Origin of the sequence: Scytonema sp. PCC 10023, assembly GCF_963920835.1 — a bacterium.
Taxonomy (GTDB): domain Bacteria; phylum Cyanobacteriota; class Cyanobacteriia; order Cyanobacteriales; family Nostocaceae; genus Kalymmatonema.
This window is the reverse complement of sequence record NZ_CAWUDP010000049.1, coordinates 1-21,212: the sequence shown is the minus strand read 5'-3', so window position 1 is coordinate 21,212 and position 21,212 is coordinate 1. Positions and strand designations below refer to the sequence as shown.

Below are 21,212 nucleotides of genomic sequence, written 5' to 3'. Positions count from 1 at the left end.
CAATATCTCAAATGTCTACCACATGAGCTTTAAGAAGCAATGCCCACCCTACGATTTGTGGTCTAATCATAAGAATCACCGCTGTGTGAGTCCGTCTACTCGGTTAATTTTGCTTGCCCACTTGCACAGCAAAGCTTAACGAGGCACTGTCACGATGCTCTGAGATTTCATCGGTTGTAACTTTCCCATTCGCACCAAAGCTTGATGAACCATAGCAGCTACCTCAGCACGGGTAGCTTCTTGATTTGGAGCAAAGGTTTGTGGATCTGGATGGTTTACCACAAGACTATTTTCTGTAGCTGCTGCTACCTTATCAAGAGCATATTTAGGAATTTCTTGGGCATCTTTATAAACGCTTAAAAGTTTATCTGGAGAAGAAGGTACTTTTAGATTCAACCCACTCACAAGAGCAACTAAAACTTGTACTCGTGGAATCTTTTGCTCTGGTTGGAAAGTTTGGTCTGGGTAACCTTTTAAAAATCCAGTACTGATCGATTGGTTAATGGCTGGAATTGCCCAGAACTGCGCTGGTACATCCTTGAAACTTGTTGTTGAAGTACTATCAACTCTTTTACCAAAAGCTTGTTGCAAAATGGCAGCAAATTCCGCACGGGTGACAGGCTGATTCGGTCTAAAAGAGTAATCAGCAAAGCCTTTGATTATCCCACGAGAAGAAAGAACATCAATAAAACGCCGTCCCCAAAACTCACTAGGTACATCCGTAAAAGCGAGTGGCGGGGGAATTGTTGGCAATTTTTCACCAGGGGCGACTACAGAATATTGTTCTCTAGTTGTTGTCTGAGAAGATGTTGATTCGTCTTCTGGCTGTGGCTCGTTTGGGGCTAAGTTAGAAACCGGAGGTAACTCATCTTCAAAGGTATTTTGGTCAGTTGGGGATGGAGTGACTGTTGGCTTTACACTAGGAACAATAAATGGAACGACTTGTTGACGAGGGGTAGCGGGGGTAACAGGAGGAGTAGAGGAACTAGGGGAGGGCAATAGCAAATTATTTATGTTCCAACCAGAATCTTTACGGGAAAATGACCAAAATAAAATCAACCCAATGGTAGAAAAAGCAACAAGAATACCGATAAATTCATCAAAGCCAAGGGTATTTCTTTGAGATGACTTTGGATCTGAAGGAGGGATATCTGTCATCTTTTTGGGGATAGGGAATAGGTTTGAGGGTCTTAGGTAATAGGTTACAGCTTTGCGGTTACGGATTTATTAAATTCCGCCTGTCCACTATAAACTTTGTTTTCTGAGATCTTGCACCCTTCGGGTTCGCCAGTCCCCTAGGTTGGGAAACCCGCCTGCAGGGCTGGACTCACCATTCTCAATAACTGTAGGGTGGGCACTGCCACAACGTAAAAATAAGGTTTTGATCGAACTCTAGGCAGTGCCCCGAAGTTCCCTACGGCGGGAAACCCGCCTGCAGGACTTCTCTCCACCTTACAAAAATTGCAATAACGCAACTGGTGCAAGATGTAAGTTTTCAAACTACTCGCAGCAAGCTAGGGATACTGTCTACTGCTGTGAGGCTTTGAATTTCTGTTAATGCTTGCCGAAAATCACCTTCTCGGACATCATGAGTGACAACAACAATTTCTGCGAGTTCTCCCTGAAAGCCTGTTTGAACGACGGACTCTAAGCTGACTCCGTGGTTGCCAAAGCAAGTTCCCAATTTCCCAATCACTCCGGGTTGGTCTTTTGTAAGAAAACGAGCATAAAATCGGGTGACGAGTTCTGCCATTGGCACAATTTGGCAGTAGTCTTGATGTGCGCAAGCAAGCAGCGGATTTAGTGCTGTTTTGCTCTTTTTGAGTGCTGCTACTAAGTTCAAAATATCCGATGATACAGCACTAGCAGTTGCCCCAGCACCTGCACCAGGACCAAAAAACATTACCTGTCCTATAGGTTCGCCTTCAATCAGAATGGCGTTATTTACGCCGTTAATGCTGGCTAAGGGGTGTGCTTTAGGAACTAAGGTGGGATGGACTCTGACTGAGATGAGAGGGGATGAGGGGGATGAGGGGGATGAGGGGGATGAGGGGGATGAGGGGGTCGTTCTGTTGGCGATCGCCGCAAGCGGCGCTGCGCTTTGCGCAATCGCCAGGAGTTTGATCACAAATCCTAATTTCTCGGCATAAGCAATATCTGTTTTGCTGACTTGCCGAATTCCCTCACTGTAGACATCTTTTAACTTGATGCGTCCACCAAAGGCTAATGATGCGAGGATGGCGATTTTATCTGCGGCGTCTAAGCCATCGACATCAGCAGTGGGGTCAGCCTCAGCATAACCTAAGCGTTGCGCATCCGCTAAAACATCGCTAAAGTTACCACCTTCTGTTTGCATCCGTGTGAGGATGTAGTTTGTCGTGCCGTTAATGATGCCAGTGACGGTGTGAATGCGGTTGACACTTAAAGATTGCTTCAAAGGTTGAATCACTGGAATACCACCACCAACGGCGGCTTCCAGCATGACGTATACCCCAGCTTGATTCGCTGCTGTAAAGATTTCATCACCAAAACGGGAAATCACCGCTTTGTTGGCAGTCACCACGTGTTTGCCATTTTCAATTCCCTTGAGGATGAGCGATCGCGCTGGTTCGAGTCCACCCATCACCTCAACTACAATATCTACCGCAGGGTCAATGACAATTGCTTCTAATTCTGTTGTCAATACGGACTCTGGCAATGTGACGGCGCGGGGTTTGTCGAGCGATCGCACTCCCACGCGATAAATTTCTACTTCCTCTAACAACGGGTGACGAAAACTTTTATCTTGTAACAATTGCACTGTACCCGTTCCTACCGTGCCTAATCCCAGTATTCCCAGCTTTACACCCACAAGCTTTATACCAATTTTATATTTTGAATTTTAGATAATGTTGTCAAATACACAACAACAATTGTAGGTAGGGCATATGCCCTACCTACAGATTATCTTTATTTAATTTAGTCTATAGCCTTTTGTCAAAAGTCTAATGACTCACGACTGATGACTCATGACTAAATTAGTAGGTTTCTACGTGCCAACGACCAGCTTTCTTGAGGTTTTTCTGGTAATCACTCCAAGTTACGCCTTCTTTTGCAGCAGCGGCTGTCAGTGCTGCATCGATACCATCTTCCATACCCCGCAAACCACAGATGTAGGTGTGGGTTTTCTCTTCTTTAATCAGCTGCCACAGTTCATCTGCGTGTTCTGCTACGCGGTCTTGGATATACATTCTGCCACCTTGTGCGTTTTTCTGTTCGCGACTGATGGCATAAGTTAGGCGGAAATTATCGGGATACTTTTGTTGGATTTCTTCTAGTTCTTGCTTGTAAATAATGTTGGGAGTTGTGGGAATACCAAATATCAACCAAGCAAACCCATTAAACTGGTATCCTGGGTTAGCGGCTCTTTCGTTGTCCTTGAACATCCGCCACAGGTAAGCCCGCATTGGCGCGATACCTGTTCCTGTTGCCAACATGATGACTTTAGCATCAGGATCAGCGGGTAACAACATTTCTTTACCTACAGGACCTGTGATTTTTACGTCGTCTCCTGGTTTGAGGAAACACAGGTGAGTCGAGCAAACACCGTACACTGTTTCGCCAGTTTCTGGGTGCTTGTACTCCAATTGACGGACGCAAAGAGATACAGTTTTGTCATCCACATCATCGCCATGACGAGTTGAGGCGATCGAGTACAGTCTGAGTTTTTCTGGCTTACCGTTCTTGTCAACACCGGGTGGGATAATGCCGATACTTTGACCTTCTATATACCGCAAATCACCGCCGGAAATGTCGAATTTGATGTGCTGAACAATACCAATTCCGCCTTCTTGCACTAACGCTTCATTAGATATGCATTTTCCTACAAATGGAGCGTTTGGACGGTAAATATTGACGGGAACGTCAGCGTGGGCGTCTTTTTTAGCTTTCGCTTGAGTCATGGTGTTGCCTTCTTTATCCTTTTTGTTGGGCTGTTGCTCAGCTACAGGTGTGGCTTTACCATTTGCAATGTTAGCAGTCTCACCAGATGTGGCGTTGCTCGTGGAAGCTTTACCGTTCAGTTGGTCCACAGCACTCAAAGGCTGAATGCTAACAATCTTGCCACCTAGGCGAGTAATACGCCGCATCTCCTGATTCATACGGTTGTAAGGCACTCTGATGAATACACTGCCACTGTTACGAATTTGGTAGCTCGTTTTATCAGTTTCTTCGCTCTGACGTAGACCCACCACTTCGTACACGAAAACGCGGCTACCTGATTCTGTGTTGGCAGCACCTTCAACAGCACCTTTAATGTACATTTCTTCTACCACTCCGATGTCTACTTAACCTTTTGGTGGAAAACCCTTTCCAGCACAATCCGCCAGCTTTAGTTTACCTGATTTTGGCTTGACAAAACTGGCGCTTTTACCGAAAGCGGCATCTCTACCCAATGCGTTGCTGCGTACACTCACCAAAGACAAGCAGGAATTGCAAAAAAACACACCTGTTCACCTTCTAAATTAGACGATAAGTCTTTTGGAGAATGTTAATAATGAGTCAATTTAATTTTTTTTCCTGAAGTACTACCTCCAAAGAGGGAGATAACTTCTTACCGCTTGTTAGGTAAATAACCCTAAAGAACGTAATAATTGGAGAATACCAATCACGAGTATATTGTTTGCGATTCGTTTTACTTCTCCAATTTTGCAATTTTCCCTCTTTCCACAGAAAATGAGTCTGGGGATTTTAGACAGAATATTATTTGCTGAATTTTCATCCACCATTATGGGTATTTCCACAATTGAGGCATACTCCAGCTACTAAATTCTGATAGAGAGAAATCTTACATAAGCAACTAAAATAAGTTTTACGTGATGTGAAAAATCTGTCAACCACTATGAGCGTGTCATGCTAAATTTTTCTACTTCATATTTGATCATATACGCAATAATACTGCCAAAAATCTAACTCTTTGGGTTAGTTGCTTAATTTTGTGAGAAATTGCTAATTTCATCTAAGCGAGCATTGTTCATAAATTAAAATTCAAAGGATTCTATTTTCTTTGACAAAAAAATTGAAAAGAAAAAAGATACCGTATAAGCTTATATTCATGGAGTCACAAGCAAAAACTTGACATGACTACGCCTGTTATGGGTGCTTGTAAAAATTTTATTCGGTTCCTACTTGGTGGAAAACTCATTGAAAGGAAATACCAGCAAGCCTTGTATAGAGTACTCCATTCTGTTACAATCCAATATAACACTAGGATTAAATACTTACCAGTAACGAGTTCAGACAGATCAGACAGGTGTCTGCAGCCACTGTGTTGTATAACCATTTGATGTGTCATAGCGCTGCTGGAGGCGACAAAGCAGGATAAACCGTTGAAGGGTACTCCTGGCTAGAAAAATGTTGTGAGAAAAATTATTGATTCATCTTTAGTATCTCAAGGAGATTTATGAGTAAGCCGGAACGCGTGGTCTTGATTGGAGTCGCTGGAGACTCCGGGTGCGGTAAATCTACTTTTTTGCGTCGCCTGATAGATTTATTCGGTGAAGAGTTAATGACAGTCATTTGCTTAGATGACTATCACTCATTAGACCGTAAGCAGCGCAAAGAAACAGGAATAACTGCACTTGACCCAAGGGCAAACAATTTTGACTTGATGTATGAGCAAATAAAAGCGCTCAAGAATGGTCAAGCAATTGATAAGCCAATTTACAACCACGAAACCGGCAATATCGATCCACCAGAGCGAATTGAGCCGAATCATATTGTAGTGGTTGAGGGATTACATCCTTTGTATGATGAGCGGGTGCGCGAACTTATCGATTTCAGCGTGTATTTTGACATCAGCGATGAAGTCAAAATTGCCTGGAAAATTCAGCGAGATATGGCGGAGCGTGGTCACCGCTATGAAGATGTCTTAGCTCAAATCAATTCCCGTAAACCTGATTTTACAAAGTACATTGAACCACAAAGAGAGTTTGCTGATGTGGTTCTCCAGGTATTGCCCACAAACTTAATTAAAGACGACAAAGAGCGCAAAGTTTTGCGGGTACGTATGCTCCAGCGAGAAGGCAAAGAAGGCTTTGCCCCAGTCTACCTCTTTGATGAAGGGTCAACAATTCAGTGGACTCCCTGCGGACGTAAACTGAGCTGTTCTTACCCTGGTATGCAACTGTATTATGGCTCAGATGTGTATTACGGTCGCTATGTCTCTGTGTTAGAGGTAGATGGTCAATTTGACAATCTCGAAGAAGTGATTTACATCGAAACTCATTTGAGCAATACATCCACCAAGTACAAAGGTGAGATGACTCAGTTGTTACTCCAGCACCGCGAGTATCCAGGTTCCAATAATGGAACTGGTTTGTTCCAAGTTCTAACAGGTTTGAAAATGCGTACTGCTTACGAACGGTTGACATCCAAGGAAGCAAAGCTAGCTGTTAACGTTTAGTGACAGTCGCTGTATTTGTGTGGAAGCTTTTGGGGGTGCTTACGGGTACCCCCGATTTTTTTATGGTGTAGGAAACAAGTCAGAGGTTTCAGACCTTAAATTACTGAGTTGACTCTAAACAACGATAAACAAGTAGGGTAACTTTTATCTATCTTTAAAATAATCAGTCTTAGGTAATAATTTTTATGAAAGTCGCATAAGTAGGAAGTGTGATTGTAAAAATCTTGTTATGATTGCAGATTGAACTGGATAAACTAAATGCTTTGGTTTAGTCAGTTGGAAAAACCTTCTATGGAGGAACTCCACTTGTCTCGTCGTTATCTATTTACCTCCGAGTCTGTGACTGAAGGGCATCCAGATAAAATCTGCGATCAGATTTCTGATACAATTTTAGATACCCTTCTTTCACAAGACCCCAGTAGTCGTGTTGCTGCTGAGGTTGTGGTTAACACTGGTTTGGTCTTAATCACTGGTGAAATTACCACTAAAGCAAATGTGAATTATGTCAATCTCGCTCGCAAGAAAATTGCCGAGATTGGTTACACCAACGCTGATAACGGGTTCTGTGCTAACAGCTGTTCGGTGATTGTCGCATTAGACGAACAATCGCCTGATATTGCCCAAGGTGTTAACACTGCTCAAGAAACCCGCGAAGAGCAAAGTGACGAACAATTCGACACAATTGGTGCTGGCGACCAAGGTATCATGTTTGGCTTCGCTTGCAACGAAACACCAGAACTGATGCCGTTGCCCATCTGTCTTGCTCACCGTATTGCTCGCCGACTGGCTGCGGTTCGTAAAACAGGTGATTTGCCATACCTGCGTCCTGATGGGAAAACACAAGTCACCATAGTCTATGAAGACGGACGACCTGTAGGAATTGATACCATCCTGGTTTCCACCCAGCATACAGCTACGATTGGCGACATCACTGATGAAGCCGCAGTGCAAGCCAAGATTAAAGAAGACCTCTGGACAGCAGTGGTTGAACCTGTCTTTGGAGACATTGATGTTAAGCCAGATGAGCAAACTCGCTTTTTGGTTAACCCCACAGGTAAGTTTGTCATCGGCGGTCCTCAGGGAGATTCTGGTCTGACCGGGCGTAAAATTATTGTCGATACCTACGGTGGCTACTCCCGACACGGCGGTGGAGCCTTTTCTGGCAAAGACCCCACCAAGGTAGACCGCTCTGCAGCTTACGCTGCTCGGTATGTGGCGAAAAATATCGTCGCCGCAGAGTTGGCAGAAAAATGTGAAGTCCAACTTAGTTATGCTATTGGTGTAGCGCGACCAGTCAGCGTTCTGGTAGAGACTTTTGGTACAGGCAAGGTCGATGACGAAATCTTGCTGGAATTGGTCAAAACGCATTTTGAACTGCGTCCAGCAGGCATTATCCATGCCTTTAATTTACGCAAACTGCCCAGTGAACGAGGCGGACGTTTTTATCAGGACGTCGCGGCTTACGGTCATTTGGGGCGGAACGATCTAGACTTGCCTTGGGAGCGTACCGATAAGGCGGAATTGTTGAAGCAAGCAGTTAACAGTTTACTGTCGGCAGCGATTGTATAGATAGAGTTAGGAGTTCGGAGCTTGAATCAGTTTAACTCCTAACTCATCAAATTCCTGCAACCCCCCTTTCCTTGGGGGGTTATACCAATTCAAAATTAACAAACTGCCAAAAAACCTACCCTTGAAAGGGAATGCCACCCCGGGACTGGCTCAAGAGTGGAAAAATGCTCCCGACTTGGTAATGGTCAATATTTCCCCGGACATAATTTTGAGGCTCCGTTACCCAATCCCCAATCCAAGGATCCCCAATCGCCAGAGATTTGTGAGAAAATAGTAGATTAGCTGTAGCTTATCCACAAAATAGCAGTTCTACCTTTTTGTATAATACAAATATTGTAGGGTGAGCATCTTGGTCGCCCGAATTTAGGACGGGTTGTCTGGTTCATCCTACAAGGATCTACAACTGTAGTATTCTCTTGAATTAAAAACCCCTATATGGAGCCTGGGTGCATGACGCTGTCAATAACCTGATGAAGGTGACTATTGTTGGCAGCAAAAAATATCGTTAAAAGTTCATATAAAAATTGCTTAGATATAATAGAAATCGTGCAAACTATACTAATAACTGAAGACAGCGGGAAACATAAAATGTGTATATCGTCAAGAAAAAGTATAGTTTACCACAAGGGCAGGAAGGGTTGCTAAAAGCAGAAAATAAGCACAAAGGAACAAGCTAGTACAAGCCTTGAAAAAGGATGAAAGATGTAGATGCCTTTTAGGCAGCTTTGTCTAGACTAAAATGAAGGCGCTTTATAAAAATTTCATAAAACACACTTTAAAAATTAGCTTTTCTTTGATACTTTAAACTTCATCCTTAAGTAAGAAACGCTTTGCTTCTGTTAAAAAAGAAGATAATGATAATGTAGTAGGTGGCAATCACAAATTGAACCAAGTTTTAGGCCAAGTTTTAGCTTTGATACAAATCCGATAATTTTTGCGGGAGGGCAAGGAGACTTGAGGAATGCAAACTCAAAAGCCAACCGCTGTTGACAGCAATTGGGAAATAACACAAGTGTCAGCCGAACAGCCCTCTACCGAGGATGAACTCCCAACTATAGAATTTCCCTCCCGAGGGAAACTTAAAGCAAGTTCTTGGCGTATTCATCAGAAAATTGGCTATGGTTACTTTCTGGCAATCGGAATTGGCTTTTTGGGTTCGCTGACTGGGTTTGTCATCGCTAATTACTACCGAGGTATAGAAACGGGGCAATTAAGTCATGCCCAGTTTCAAACAAAAATGCTTGGTAGCTACAAAGATGCTTTAGTAGATGCACAATTGCATAGCTCAAACTTGGTTGCTGTTGTGGACGATCCGAAACGCCTTGATAGCAAAAGAGCCGAATTTTTAAACAGTGTTGACAAAGCCAAAAACATTGAGAAAGACATTACAAGTTTTATAGACAGCAAGCCAGGAAGGCTAGCAGCAACGGAAGCCACGCTACGAACTATATTGAATGACTACTCGACTAACCTAAAATTTTACGTTATTCAAATTGAGTCAATATTAGAGCAGCTTGAGCAGCAGCCACAAGATCAACAGGAGATTTCTGCAGCACGAAACAAGTTGCTGGAAATTATGAGCGGTGGAACAACCAGACGGTTAGATGAGATACGTCAACGATTAACTGACACTTTGCAAATCGCTCAACAGCAAGAGAAGGCAATTGAAAGGAATGTGGGCGTAGCAAAAGGAATCGAGCAAATGATTGCTGTAGTGAGTATGCTGCTGTCGGTAGCTATTGCCGCAATTGTAGCATGGCGTACTTCTCGGGCGATCGCCGAACCAGTCATTCTAGTGACTCAAGTCGCGGAACAAGTAGCGAAAAAATCTAACTTTAATTTGCGCGCCCCTGTTAGCACCGAAGATGAAATTGGATTACTCGCCAAATCTCTCAATCGTTTGATTGAACGGGTATCAGAGCGTACAAAAGAACTACAACAAGCAAAGGAACTCGCAGAAGCAGCCAGCAAAGCAAAAAGCCAGTTTCTCGCCAATATTAGCCATGAGTTACGCACGCCGTTAAATGCCATCATTGGCTTGAGCCAACTGCTTAAAGATGATGCTGTTGATTTTGAAATGACAGAAGATTTTATTGAGGATCTTGAATCTATCAATGGTGCGGGTAGGCATTTACTGACATTAATCAACGACATCCTCGACTTATCACGAATTGAAGCGGGGAAAATGACTTTCTACCCAGAGACATTTGAACTCGCCACGCTCATCAATAACGTTGTCCTAACAGTCAAGCCTTTGGTAGAGAAAAATGCCAATGTTTTAGAAGTGAATTTTCATGGGGAACTTGGCATCATGTACACTGACCAAACTAAGCTACGACAGGTTCTGTACAATCTCCTGAGCAATGCTGCCAAGTTTACCACCAACGGCAAGGTGACACTAATAGTGAACAAGCAAATGGTAGACTTCCACGGGGATGCTCCTGCAATGATCACGTTTACTGTTCAAGATACAGGCATTGGTATGTCCTCTCATCAACAGCAACAGCTGTTTCAGCCTTTTAGCCAAGGGGACGCTTCGACAACAAAAAAATATGGTGGTACTGGACTGGGGTTAGCAATTAGCCGTCACTTTTGCCATATGATGGGTGGTGAAATTTTTGTGAAAAGTGAACCCGGAGTCGGGTCTATTTTCACTGTTCGCCTTCCACTGATAGCTAGAGATTAGTTTTCTGGAATGAGCCGATTTTCTTATGTAGAAGAATCAACCTGCTGGAGCAAAGACACTCGCCATGATGGTTGTCGCCATTCGTCCAGGAATGTTACTTCAAGGACGCTACAAAGTTATCCGTCAAATTGGTGGCGGTGGTTTCGGTAAAGTGTTTGAAGTAGATGATAATGGCACGACAAAAGTATTAAAAGTTCTCAGTCTAGAGCGTTTCCACAACCCGACAATCAAACTCAAGGCGATCGCTCTATTTCAACGAGAAGCCGAATTATTAGCTCGCCTAAAGCACCCTGGTATTCCACGTGTAGAGCCAGATAGCTCTTTTACTTGGTCTGATGGCAATAGTGAAGCGTTACACTGCATCGTGATGGAGAAAATACCAGGTTCTAACTTGCAACAGTGGTTGCAAGCTAGAGGAAATCAACCACTCACCACAGAACAAGCGCGCGAATGGTTAATCCAACTGGTAGAGATACTGAACGAACTGCATCAGCACCAGTATCTGCACCGCGATATTAAACTCTCTAACATCATGCTGAAACCGGATGGACAACTGGTGCTGATTGACTTTGGTGCTGTTAGGGAAGTGACAACGACTTACCTGGAAAAACAACAAGGTAAACAAACTGGTACTGTACTTGTTTCTCCTGGGTTCACCCCTCCAGAGCAAGCTGAGGGTTATGCTGTTCCACAATCAGACTTTTTTGCTCTAGGACGAACTTTTGTTTGTTTGCTGACTGGAAAATCTCCTCTCGATTTTCCTAAAAACTCAGAAACTGGGGAATTAATTTGGCGTGATCATCTCACTGATGTTTCGCCGGAATTAGCAAACTTAATTGACCGCCTCATAGCGCCTTTCCCCGGACAGCGACCTCAAAATTGCCAGGAAATATTAAATTGCCTAAAAGGCACTCAACAAAATTCTCAACTATCGCAAGATAGAGGAGATACTATGCCAGAGACAGGGTTTGGAGTCAGTTATGTAGCGCTGAAGCGCTTACTACAAAATACATTTACTCTTCAAATGAAATCAGATGAACGACTAGCTGATAAACAGAAAACAACACAGGATAAATTATCCAAAAAACGTAGTTTTCAGTTTTTGCTAGCTGGCTTCTTGCTCTTGAGCAGTGGCGGCATCAATTTGTGGAAATCTGCACCTGATATAGCTTTAAACCTCAACGATTGGGGATTTGCCAACTATCAGCAAAAAAGTTTTGACGTTGCCAAGATATATTATCAATTGGCTCTGTTTTTTAACCCAAAGATGCCAGAAGCTGATTACAATTTAGGCTTACTTTATGAAGACAAAAATAAATTTGCTCAAGCTCGTGTTGCTTATAAAATAGCTGTGCAAAAGGGTTACGACAGAGCTTACAATAACTTAGCGCGTTTACAGATTTTAAATAAAGAATATACAACAGCAGTAGGGCTACTGCAAGAGGGACTACCATTTGCTTACGATAACAAAGCTAAATATGCAATGCTGAAAAATTTGGGGTGGGCGTATTTAGAACTAGGGAATTACCAAGAAGCGAAAAACTATCTTGAAAAGGCAATTCATATCAAGGGCGATCGCGCCGCTGCATATTGTCTGCAAGCCAAAGTTTTAGAAAAACAACAAAATAAGCAAGGGGCATTTTTGGCTTGGAGCAATTGCTTGAAATATGGCAATACTGCTGGAACTCCAGAGGAAAAACAGTGGGTTAATGAGGCGGCGAGAAATATGAATTGAGGAGAGTTCAGAATTCAGAACGGGTGAATGACAAGATTCCCGACTTCTTTAAGAAGTCGGGAATCTGAACCAATGGATTTTCAGTAATAAGGAAGCAAAACGTCAAAAAGAATGAAATTGAACCACAGATGGACACAGATAATCTATGTTAATCTGTGTCCATCTATGGTTATAAACATCATTGTATGTATAGTGCACTACTAAAAAGCTGGAAAGCAAAGAGTAGAAAAGCTAAAATTTCCCTTTGGTTTTTTGCTGTTTGCTTGTTGCTTTTGATATTAACAGCAGTAATTATCCCAAAAGCACTTAGCACTCAAGTTAGTCAAATATCCATTATTGCCCAGTCCCAGTGCAGACGCGCCGAAAGCGGCGATCCTCGTAGCCCTAGCAACCCAGATATTCCCTACATTATTAGTCCCCGCCAGACATTGCTTTTGACTAACAAGCCGAGGCTACGTTGGAACCAAGTTTTGGGTGTCAAAAGCTATGATGTCAGTTTACAAAAAGGTGATTTAGTTGTTTGGCAAACAAAGGTGAATACCAATGAAATTGTATATCCTGGGAAACCAGAACTGGAACCTGGCGGGGAATATTTGCTGATTGTTAAAGCTGACAACGGTAAGTTTTCAACAGATGAAAAACCAAATGCAAGGGGTTTTAGCCTATTGTCAAAGCAAGAAGCGCAAGTTGTGAAAACAGCGATAACTCAACTGAATAATCAACAAGTTCCCGACAAAGTAAAGGCTTTACAAAGTGCTTTTTTTTATATCGGTTCTGACCTAAAATCAGAGGCGATTGAGACGCTAGAAGCTTTGATAAGTGGTGGTAGTAAAGAGGTTTCTGTCTCTCGAAAGCTTGGCGATCTCTATTGGCAAGCAGGAGTCGATGTGCTAGCGGAAACTCATTATTTAAATGCACATACACAAGCGATCGCAAACAAGGATATGGTACAGCAAGCACAAATTGCTGAAGCTTTGGGCGATTTGTATGTCGCGCTAGATGACCAAAAAGCTGCCATGAAGTGGCTGACTCAGGCACGAAATAGTTACAAAACTTTAGGTAACAAGCAAAGAGTAGAGGAACTGGATACGCAGCTTAAACAATTCAAATCTACGTCTGATGCTCTTGAATCTTAAGGAATCCTAAAAACTTCCTTTGATGCTGTGGTATTGGCAATTGGCTACTACGCTGTAAAGACGTTGCATCCTTTGAGTTCTACAACTATGAGTAAATTTAGCTAGTTAATTGTGATACGGATATCCGGAATGATGTGATTTCAGTGGGTATACATATTTGTCTTTAGTCAAAGTCAATGTACCTAGGAAATTACCGTTAAAAAGGAGTATCAAATGACTAACCAAACTTTACCTCAAAATGAAAATCCCCGTAAAGCGCAAGCCGAAAAGTTACTAGAACAAGCTAATAAACAGTTAGGGGAAGCTTTAAAAGCTTACCAACAAGCACTAGATGTCTATCAGGATATTGGCGAAGATACTGTTGCTACTCTCATCTCTTATGTTATCTCTGAGAGCAAAATTGTGACTGTTACCACCACAGATGAATCTGGTGATTCTAAAATCAACTTGACTGCTGCTAGTGGTATAATAGCTGATTCTTCACGGGTAAAGGGTCCTAAGAAAAAGAAAACTAAGTAGGTCAGTATTTCAATGATTGAAGGTGATTTAAATCAAGTTTAGTATAGGTGCATCACAATATTACCCAAATTCAATATTACTCAAAAACAATTTTTCATGATTAAGTGTTTCAGTTGCTTGTTTGTTCAATAAGCAACTCTTTAATTTAATAATATTGAAATATTCATTCATGCATTTGTCTCATCTTACTCGCTTTGGTGCTATCACTCTCACTCTTTTATGTTTCTTGAATCCAGTTTACGGAGCAAGCAGTCATTCTAACTTCGTGAGATATTTTTTTGGGACGTTGCAAGCACAAAAATCTGAAAACCGGAAGACACAAGCAGACCGATTGTATGACCAAGGGGTTGACCAATATGAAAGCGGTCAGTTTCAAAAATCCTTAGAAACGTACCAAAAAGTTCTGGCAATTTATCAGCAAATTGGCGAAAAAGATGATATTGCTAAAACTCTCTACGCAATTGGCATTATTTACAATCAAACCTCTCAATATTATAAAGGAATAGATGTCCTCAAACAAGCATTAGTTGTTTATCAACAGATAGGTGACAAGGAAGGCATTGGTGACACGCTTAATAGTTTAGGGGCGGTTTCTAAAAATTTAGGTCAGTATCCACAAGCACTAGATTTTTATCAGCAAGCATTGGCGATAAGTCGAAAAGTAGATGTTGGCATTTCTAGTAAAGAGACACAGGAAACGGTTGCACTTATCCTTAATAATATTGGTTTAGTTTATCAATCTATGGGGCAGTATTCTCAAGCACTGGAATACTATCAGCAAAGCCTTACTCTCAAGCAAAAAATAGAAGATAAACTAGGCGTAGGGCATTCTCTTAATAGTATAGGAGGAGTTTATTACGAAACAGGACAGTATTCCCAAGCACTCAAGTTTTTTCAACAAGCTTTAGCAAATGTTCCAAATGGCAAACAACCTACAGAGTCAGCAAATATCCTTAATAATATTGGACTTGTTTACAGCGAACTGGGTCAATATTCCAAAGCACTAAAATTTTATCAGCAAGCTTTAGCAATTCGGGGAAAAATTGGTGATCAAGATGGCGAAGCTACGACTCTACATAACATTGGCTTTGCCTACAATCAGATGAAGAAATATTCCCAAGCTATTGATTATTATAGGCAAGCTTTAGCAGCTTTTAAAAAGATTGGTAATCAGCCAAAGATGGGCAGTACTCTCAACAATATCGGGTTTGTCTATCAACAATTGGGGCAGTATTCGCAAGCACTAGAGTCTCTTCAACAAGGGTTAAGAATTCTTCAACAAGTAGGCGATCGCGCTGTAGCTGGGCGTACTTTTGATAGTATGGGAAGCGCTTACAAAGGTATGGGGAACTATTCCCAAGCTTTAACATCATATCAGCAAGCGTTATTCTTGAGTCGAGAAGTTGGTGACAAACCTGCTGAAAGAATTACCCTAGGAAACATCGGCGATTTACTGGCGCGACAAAACAAGCTACAATTAGCAATTATTTTCTACAAGCAATCTGTTAACATAACCGAAAGCATACGCGCGGAATTGCGATCGCTTCCACGGGAACAACAGCAATCTTACACAGCAACTGTTGCTGATACCTATCGCCGCTTGGCTGACTTACTGCTGCAACAAGACAGAGTCCTGGAAGCACAGCAAGTTTTAGATTTACTCAAGATTCAAGAACTAGACGATTATCTGGGTGATGTTCGGAGTCATGAAAGAAGCGCCAAAGGAGTTGAGTCACTGTCTCCAGAACAGTCAATTAATCAAGGGTTGAAAGTCGTAGCTGATAGACAAATTAAAATCAGCAGACAACTCGGCGAACTGCAAAAAATTCCATCAACCAACAGAAAACCTGACCAAATCGCAAAGATTGTCGAATTAGAGGCAAATTTAATCACAGAATTTAACCAATTTATCGACAGTCCAGAAGTGAATGCTTGGTTAGAACAGCTTAGCCCAAAAGCGGCACAACAGATTATACCACTGGACAATCTGAACAGCTTGCGAGACAACTTGAAGCGTCTCAACCAAAGCGCTGTTTTGCTGTATCCATTAATTTTAGACAACCGTTTGGAACTGGTATTAACAAGCCCAAATACACCACCAATTCATCGTACTGTTTCTGTCAAGAAAGAAGAACTCAATCGGGCAATTATAGATTTTCGTCGCGCATTAGAAAATCCCGAATCTGATGCTACAGTTCCCGCGCAAAAGTTGTATGAGTATTTAATTAAACCGATAGAAAAAGACTTGGCAAACGCAGATGCTAAAACAATCATCTATGCGCCAGATGGACCGTTACGTTACATTCCCCTAGCGGCTTTATACGACGGTAAAAAATGGTTAGCGGAGCGCTTCCGTACTAACAATATTACTGCGTTGAGCTTAACCGAACTCGATACTCAACCTTTACCCCAAGTCAAAGTCTTAGCTGGGGCGACGACACAGCGTCACATCGTAAAACTTGAGTCTACCTCATTACCATTTAAAGCGTTGGAATATGCAGGGGCGGAAGTCAACAACCTTGCTACGATGATGCCAGGAACCAAGACACTTTTAGATAATGATTTCAACCGCGAAGCGATAATTTCTTATTTAAATGTCTACCCAATTATTCATATGGCGACTCATGCCAAATTTGTTAATGGTAAGCCGGAATACTCTTTTATTTTAATGGGCGATGGTAATTTAATTACCCTACCAGATATTCAAAAGTTATCTTTGCCAAATGTAGATTTGGTTGTGTTGAGTGCTTGCGAAACAGCAGTTGGTGACCAAATAGGCAAGGGAGAAGAAATTTTAGGCTTTGGCTATCAAATACAGCGTACAGGAGCAAGAGCTGCGATCGCTTCTTTATGGGCTGTCAGTGATGGCGGAACACAAGCTTTGATGAATGCCTTTTACGCGTTCTTAAGTCAAGGCAAAATTACCAAAGCTGAAGCTTTACGTCAGGCGCAAGCCGCTATGATTACAGGCGACTATTCAGGGATAACTCAAGACCAGGATAGAGGAATTCTCAAATTTACACGTGAGAAGCTACCACCAAAAGTGGCAAATCGTCTAAGTCATCCTTATTATTGGGCTCCTTTTATTTTAATTGGTAATGGTTTGTAAGAGTTCACAGCTAAGCGAGTTTACAATGAAAGAAACTTTTGATTATGCCTTTTGTTCTGATAGAAAGGAATAAGTCAATACGGTTTCGTTAAGGTTGATGTGTAAAAAATTACTTGTGTAGAGACGCGCCAGGTTGCGTCTCTACATTGTGTTTCTGATAAGGGTTCTGGTTTTATCTGAACCGTATTGGGATATAAGTGAACTCTATAGCTCTAGGATTATCAATTATGCTGCTGGAATTAAGTCAAATAATAGTACCACCTGGTCAGCAAGTATTATTAAACAATGTATCCTGGCAGATGTATGAAAACATTTTAGACGATTTGGGAGAATGTCGTGGTGCCAAAATTAATTACAGCCAAGGAATGTTGGAAATCATGACACCGCTGCCAGAACATGAAGATAACAAAGTTATTATTGGAGATTTAGTAAAAGCATTACTTGAAGAACTAGATATTGAATTTAGGAGTCTTGGCTCTACTACCTTTAAAAGCAAAGGAATGGCAGCAGGTATAGAAGCAGACGACTGTTTTTATATCCAAAACGAAGCACTCATTCGAGGTAAGAAGCGGATAGACCTAACTGTAGAACCACCTCCTGATTTGGCAATTGAAATTAATATTACATCCCGTAGTCGCTTCAATAATTATGAAGTTTTGAGAGTACCTGAGCTTTGGCGATATGATGGGCAAAGTTTAGAGATTAATGTGTCGGAAGATGACAGATATCTCAAGTCAAACCTGAGTCGCTTATTTCCCCAATTTCCACTCAATAATGTTATTCCTCAGTATGTTGAGCAGAGTAAAACCGCTGGTAGGAATGCGACAATGAAAGCTTTTAGAAATTGGATGAGAGAACCAATAGATAATGTATAAACTAAAGATAATAAAATAAAAATAATAAAATAAAAATAATAAAATAAAGATAAAGATATTTTGTCAGTCGAGAAAGCCCGAAGTCGTAAATGAGGCAAGTTAGTTGTGAACGAAGATGAGTTTACCCGATATATTCAAATTATCCGTCAGCAGATAGAAGCGCTGCACAGATACACAATGCACTCGCCAACACAGCAGCAGATGGTGGTGGAAGCATTGGAAGAGATCGCCTGCTCGTTGGAGAACCTGCAGTTACTCCAAGAACAAATGCAGGGTAGCTTAGAAACAATGGAGGTTATTCAGGAGGAACTGCTGCAGCAAAATGAGTATCTAGCAAAACAACGTCAGCGTTATTATGATCTGTTCGAGTTTGCACCTGATGCCTCTTTGCTTACAAATGCTCAAGGAATCATTCTGGAAGCTAACCGCGCTGCTGGCGAATTGTTAAACGTGTTGCCCAGCTTTTTGGTTGGTAAACCATTAGTCAATTTTGTGGCTGAGGCAGAGCGTTCGGTCTTTCGTACCAAACTGAACCAACTGTCCTCTGTAAACTCTGTGCAAGAGTGGGAAATACCTATATGTCCACGTCGTGGTCAATCTTTTGATGCTTCGCTTATGGTGGCACCTGTCCGCGACTCTTTCAACTCGCTGGTTTCCCTGCGGATAAGTGTGTGGGATGTTACAAAGTACAAGCAGGCGAATTTACAACAACTCCAAGCAGCAGCAACTCAGCTGCTGCCTTTGGCAGCAGCTGTAGAGCTTCCTCGTTCGCTCGATGGCTTGCAGGTACTGTTTGTGGATGATGAAGCCGATGCCCGCGAGTTTATCACTGCAGTGCTGGAGCAACATGGAATTTCTGTGACAGCAGTTGGCTCAGTGGGTGAGGCGTTGGAGGTGTTGGAGCGATCGCGCCCCGATGTGATACTCAGTGACATCAGGATGCCGGATGAAGATGGCTACGCTTTGATTAAGAAAGTACGGGCACTAGAAGCTCAGAAGGGATGGCAGATTCCTGCCGGTGCTATAACAGCTTATCTTGCAGAAGACCGAGCAAAGGCAATAAAAGCAGGTTTTCAATCGCACTTGCATAAACTTGCTGAGCCAACGGAGTTAATTGCAATGGTTGCACAGCTTGCTGGGCGAGCTTAAATCAGTGAACAGTGAACAGGAAACAGTGACCAGTAAATAACTAATAACTGATAACTGCTAACTGCTAACTGCTAACTGCTAACTGTTACGAGCACTTTAGCAGATTTTTCCCAGGTAACATGGACTACTTTACCGAAAGCAAGAAAGACGCGATCGCAATGAATGTGTTTGCAGGCGGTGGCGAAATGGGTGAGTTGATGCGATCGCACGATTGGTCGCACACCCCACTCGGTCCGGTCGAGAACTGGTCGCCAAGCCTTCGGATTTCCGTCAGCACAATTCTCGCTTCTCGCTTTGGCAGCGTTCTGTTCTGGGGGCGTGACTACATCGAGCTTTACAACGATGCCACAGTTTTTATCCATGCGGTAAAACACCCAAAGGCTCTGGGACGACCTGCTCGTGAGAATTGGGCGGAAATTTGGGATGTGATGGGACCGATGTTCGATCAGGTCATGACCACGGGTGAAGTCTTCTTTGATGAAGACCGCCTTTGGCCCCTCTTTCGCTTTGGCAACCTGGAAGAGAGCTATTTCACGTTCTGCTACAGTCCGGTTCGGGATGAGACGGGTACTATCGTTGCGGTACTCTCTACCGTGACCGAAACGACAAAGCAGGTGATTAGTCAACGTCGCCTGACGATGCTCCGAGAGTTAGCCACAGCCGGAACCGGAGCAAAAACGCTCAGGTCAGCCTGTCTCGCCGCCGCCGATACGCTCAACCCTTACGATGTTCCCTTTGCCTTGATTTATCAGGTCAACTTGCAAGGCAACTCGGCAGAACTGGTTGCTTCAACCGGACTTCCGCCACAGAGTGCCGCTGCACCCCCGACGATCAATCTTACCGAGCATTTGAGCGGCTGGTCGCTGGTTGACGTGCTACAGAGTCGTGAAGCCCAGCTTGTTACTGATGTGGTCAATCGATTGGGAGCGCTACCCGGAGGACCGTGGTCAGAAAGTCCTCATTCTGCGTTGATTCTACCGTTCCTAACGAGTAACAAAGAACAGGTGGAATGTCTGCTGGTTGCAGGAATCAGCCCCCGGCTTGAGTTCAATGCCGAATACCGCTCATTCCTCGAACTGGTCGCCCAGCAGGTTGAAAGTTCCATTGCAACGGCTCGGAGCTATGAGCAAGAACGCCAGCGGGCAGAAGCATTGGCAGAACTCGATCGCGCTAAGACAGCCTTTTTCAGCAATGTCAGCCATGAATTTCGCACGCCTTTAACGTTGATACTCAATCCACTTGAACAACTCATCGCCCAAACACACAGTTCACTCCTGCCCGAACAGCACGAACAACTGGCGATGGTTCAGCGAAACGCGATGAGGCTGCACAAACTAGTCAATACCTTACTTGACTTCTCCAGAATCGAAGCAGGCAGAATACAAGCAGTCTATGAGCTAACCGATTTAGCTGCATTCACAGCTGATCTTGCGTCAGTGTTCCGTTCAGCTATTGAAACAGCAGGGCTGCAATTGATTGTGGATTGCCCACCCCTGAGCGAACCTGTATATGTAGACCGGGAAATGTGGGAGAAGATTGTTCTTAACTTAATCTCCAATGCGTTTAAGTTTACCTTTAAGGGTGAAATTGCCGTTTCATTACACTCAATTGGTGACAAAGTAGAGCTAAAAATACAGGATACAGGCGCAGGCATTGCCCCTGAAGAGTTACCCCGAATTTTTGAGCGCTTTCACCGCATACGAGGCGTACAGGCAAGAACTCATGAAGGGTCGGGCATTGGGCTAGCTTTGGTGCAAGAACTCGTTCACTTACATGGGGGAACTGTAGAGGTAGAAAGTGTTTTGGGTGTGGGAACAACTTTTACAGTGACACTGCCCACAGGTTCATCGCACTTGCCGACTAAGCAAATTAGTGCTGAACGCACACTGATATCAACTTCAGTAGGTGCTGCCCCCTTCGTGGAAGAAGCACAGCGGTGGCTACCGGAAGAAGGTGGGGAAGATGAGGGAGATGAGGGAGATGAGGGAGATG

At 43.0% G+C, this 21,212-nt stretch carries 13 protein-coding genes; 10 read left to right on the top strand and 3 right to left on the bottom strand.

The features are described 5' to 3' along the window. Positions 1 to 135: 135 nt before the first annotated feature. From ACM0OZ_RS26685 to petH, 3 genes are all read right to left on the bottom strand, one after another. On the bottom strand, positions 136 to 1,158 hold the full coding sequence (locus ACM0OZ_RS26685) for an S-layer homology domain-containing protein (protein ID WP_414585849.1): 1,023 nt from the start codon (positions 1,156 to 1,158) through the stop codon (positions 136 to 138). Between the two features lie 337 nt (positions 1,159 to 1,495). Further along, a complete protein-coding gene (locus ACM0OZ_RS26680; protein WP_414585847.1) occupies positions 1,496 to 2,851 on the bottom strand; it encodes a homoserine dehydrogenase in 1,356 nt (451 codons plus the stop codon). Positions 2,852 to 3,017: 166 nt separating this feature from the next. After that, positions 3,018 to 4,301, bottom strand: coding sequence for a ferredoxin--NADP reductase (gene petH, locus ACM0OZ_RS26675; protein WP_414585846.1), 1,284 nt, complete (start codon positions 4,299 to 4,301; stop codon positions 3,018 to 3,020). A 1,139-nt stretch (positions 4,302 to 5,440) separates the two neighbouring features. Here petH and ACM0OZ_RS26670 point away from each other — a divergent pair. The 10 genes from ACM0OZ_RS26670 to ACM0OZ_RS26625 form a co-directional block, all read left to right on the top strand. Further along, positions 5,441 to 6,442 carry a phosphoribulokinase gene (locus tag ACM0OZ_RS26670; RefSeq protein ID WP_414585845.1) on the top strand — a complete coding sequence of 334 codons (1,002 nt, stop codon included), beginning with the start codon at positions 5,441 to 5,443 and terminating at the stop codon, positions 6,440 to 6,442. Between the two features lie 306 nt (positions 6,443 to 6,748). Continuing rightward, entirely contained in the window at positions 6,749 to 8,011 is a 1,263-nt protein-coding gene (metK, locus tag ACM0OZ_RS26665) for a methionine adenosyltransferase (RefSeq protein WP_414585902.1), read from the top strand. Between the two features lie 961 nt (positions 8,012 to 8,972). After that, a complete protein-coding gene (locus ACM0OZ_RS26660) occupies positions 8,973 to 10,697 on the top strand; it encodes an ATP-binding protein (protein ID WP_414585844.1) in 1,725 nt (574 codons plus the stop codon). A gap of 64 nt (positions 10,698 to 10,761) precedes the next feature. Then, a complete protein-coding gene (locus ACM0OZ_RS26655; RefSeq protein WP_414585843.1) occupies positions 10,762 to 12,432 on the top strand; it encodes a protein kinase domain-containing protein in 1,671 nt (556 codons plus the stop codon). A 185-nt stretch (positions 12,433 to 12,617) separates the two neighbouring features. After that, positions 12,618 to 13,568 carry a hypothetical protein gene (locus ACM0OZ_RS26650; RefSeq protein WP_414585842.1) on the top strand — a complete coding sequence of 317 codons (951 nt, stop codon included), beginning with the start codon at positions 12,618 to 12,620 and terminating at the stop codon, positions 13,566 to 13,568. A 213-nt stretch (positions 13,569 to 13,781) separates the two neighbouring features. Next, a complete protein-coding gene (locus ACM0OZ_RS26645; protein WP_414585841.1) occupies positions 13,782 to 14,087 on the top strand; it encodes a hypothetical protein in 306 nt (101 codons plus the stop codon). Positions 14,088 to 14,256: 169 nt separating this feature from the next. After that, the gene (locus ACM0OZ_RS26640) at positions 14,257 to 17,196 is read left to right on the top strand and encodes a CHAT domain-containing protein (RefSeq protein WP_414585840.1); all 2,940 of its coding nucleotides are present in this window, start codon (positions 14,257 to 14,259) and stop codon (positions 17,194 to 17,196) included. A 227-nt stretch (positions 17,197 to 17,423) separates the two neighbouring features. After that, positions 17,424 to 18,071 (top strand): Uma2 family endonuclease, encoded by a 648-nt coding sequence (locus ACM0OZ_RS26635; protein WP_414585839.1) that lies wholly within the window; start codon positions 17,424 to 17,426, stop codon positions 18,069 to 18,071. Positions 18,072 to 18,176: 105 nt separating this feature from the next. Then, positions 18,177 to 19,220, top strand: a complete 1,044-nt coding sequence (locus ACM0OZ_RS26630; protein WP_414585838.1) for a response regulator — start codon at positions 18,177 to 18,179, stop codon at positions 19,218 to 19,220. A gap of 119 nt (positions 19,221 to 19,339) precedes the next feature. Next, on the top strand, positions 19,340 to 21,212 hold a 1,873-nt coding region (locus tag ACM0OZ_RS26625; protein WP_414585837.1), incomplete at its 3' end, for an ATP-binding protein.

What these genes read in the sequence shown, in the direction of transcription:
- ACM0OZ_RS26685 (WP_414585849.1), bottom strand. Translation starts at nt 1,158, where the DNA reads ATGACAGATATCCCTCCTTCAGATCCAAAGTCATCTCAAAGAAATACC.
- petH (WP_414585846.1), bottom strand. Translation starts at nt 4,301, where the DNA reads ATGTACATTAAAGGTGCTGTTGAAGGTGCTGCCAACACAGAATCAGGT.
- ACM0OZ_RS26670 (WP_414585845.1), top strand. Translation starts at nt 5,441, where the DNA reads ATGAGTAAGCCGGAACGCGTGGTCTTGATTGGAGTCGCTGGAGACTCC.
- ACM0OZ_RS26660 (WP_414585844.1), top strand. Translation starts at nt 8,973, where the DNA reads ATGCAAACTCAAAAGCCAACCGCTGTTGACAGCAATTGGGAAATAACA.
- ACM0OZ_RS26655 (WP_414585843.1), top strand. Translation starts at nt 10,762, where the DNA reads ATGATGGTTGTCGCCATTCGTCCAGGAATGTTACTTCAAGGACGCTAC.
- ACM0OZ_RS26650 (WP_414585842.1), top strand. Translation starts at nt 12,618, where the DNA reads ATGTATAGTGCACTACTAAAAAGCTGGAAAGCAAAGAGTAGAAAAGCT.
- ACM0OZ_RS26645 (WP_414585841.1), top strand. Translation starts at nt 13,782, where the DNA reads ATGACTAACCAAACTTTACCTCAAAATGAAAATCCCCGTAAAGCGCAA.
- ACM0OZ_RS26640 (WP_414585840.1), top strand. Translation starts at nt 14,257, where the DNA reads ATGCATTTGTCTCATCTTACTCGCTTTGGTGCTATCACTCTCACTCTT.
- ACM0OZ_RS26635 (WP_414585839.1), top strand. Translation starts at nt 17,424, where the DNA reads ATGCTGCTGGAATTAAGTCAAATAATAGTACCACCTGGTCAGCAAGTA.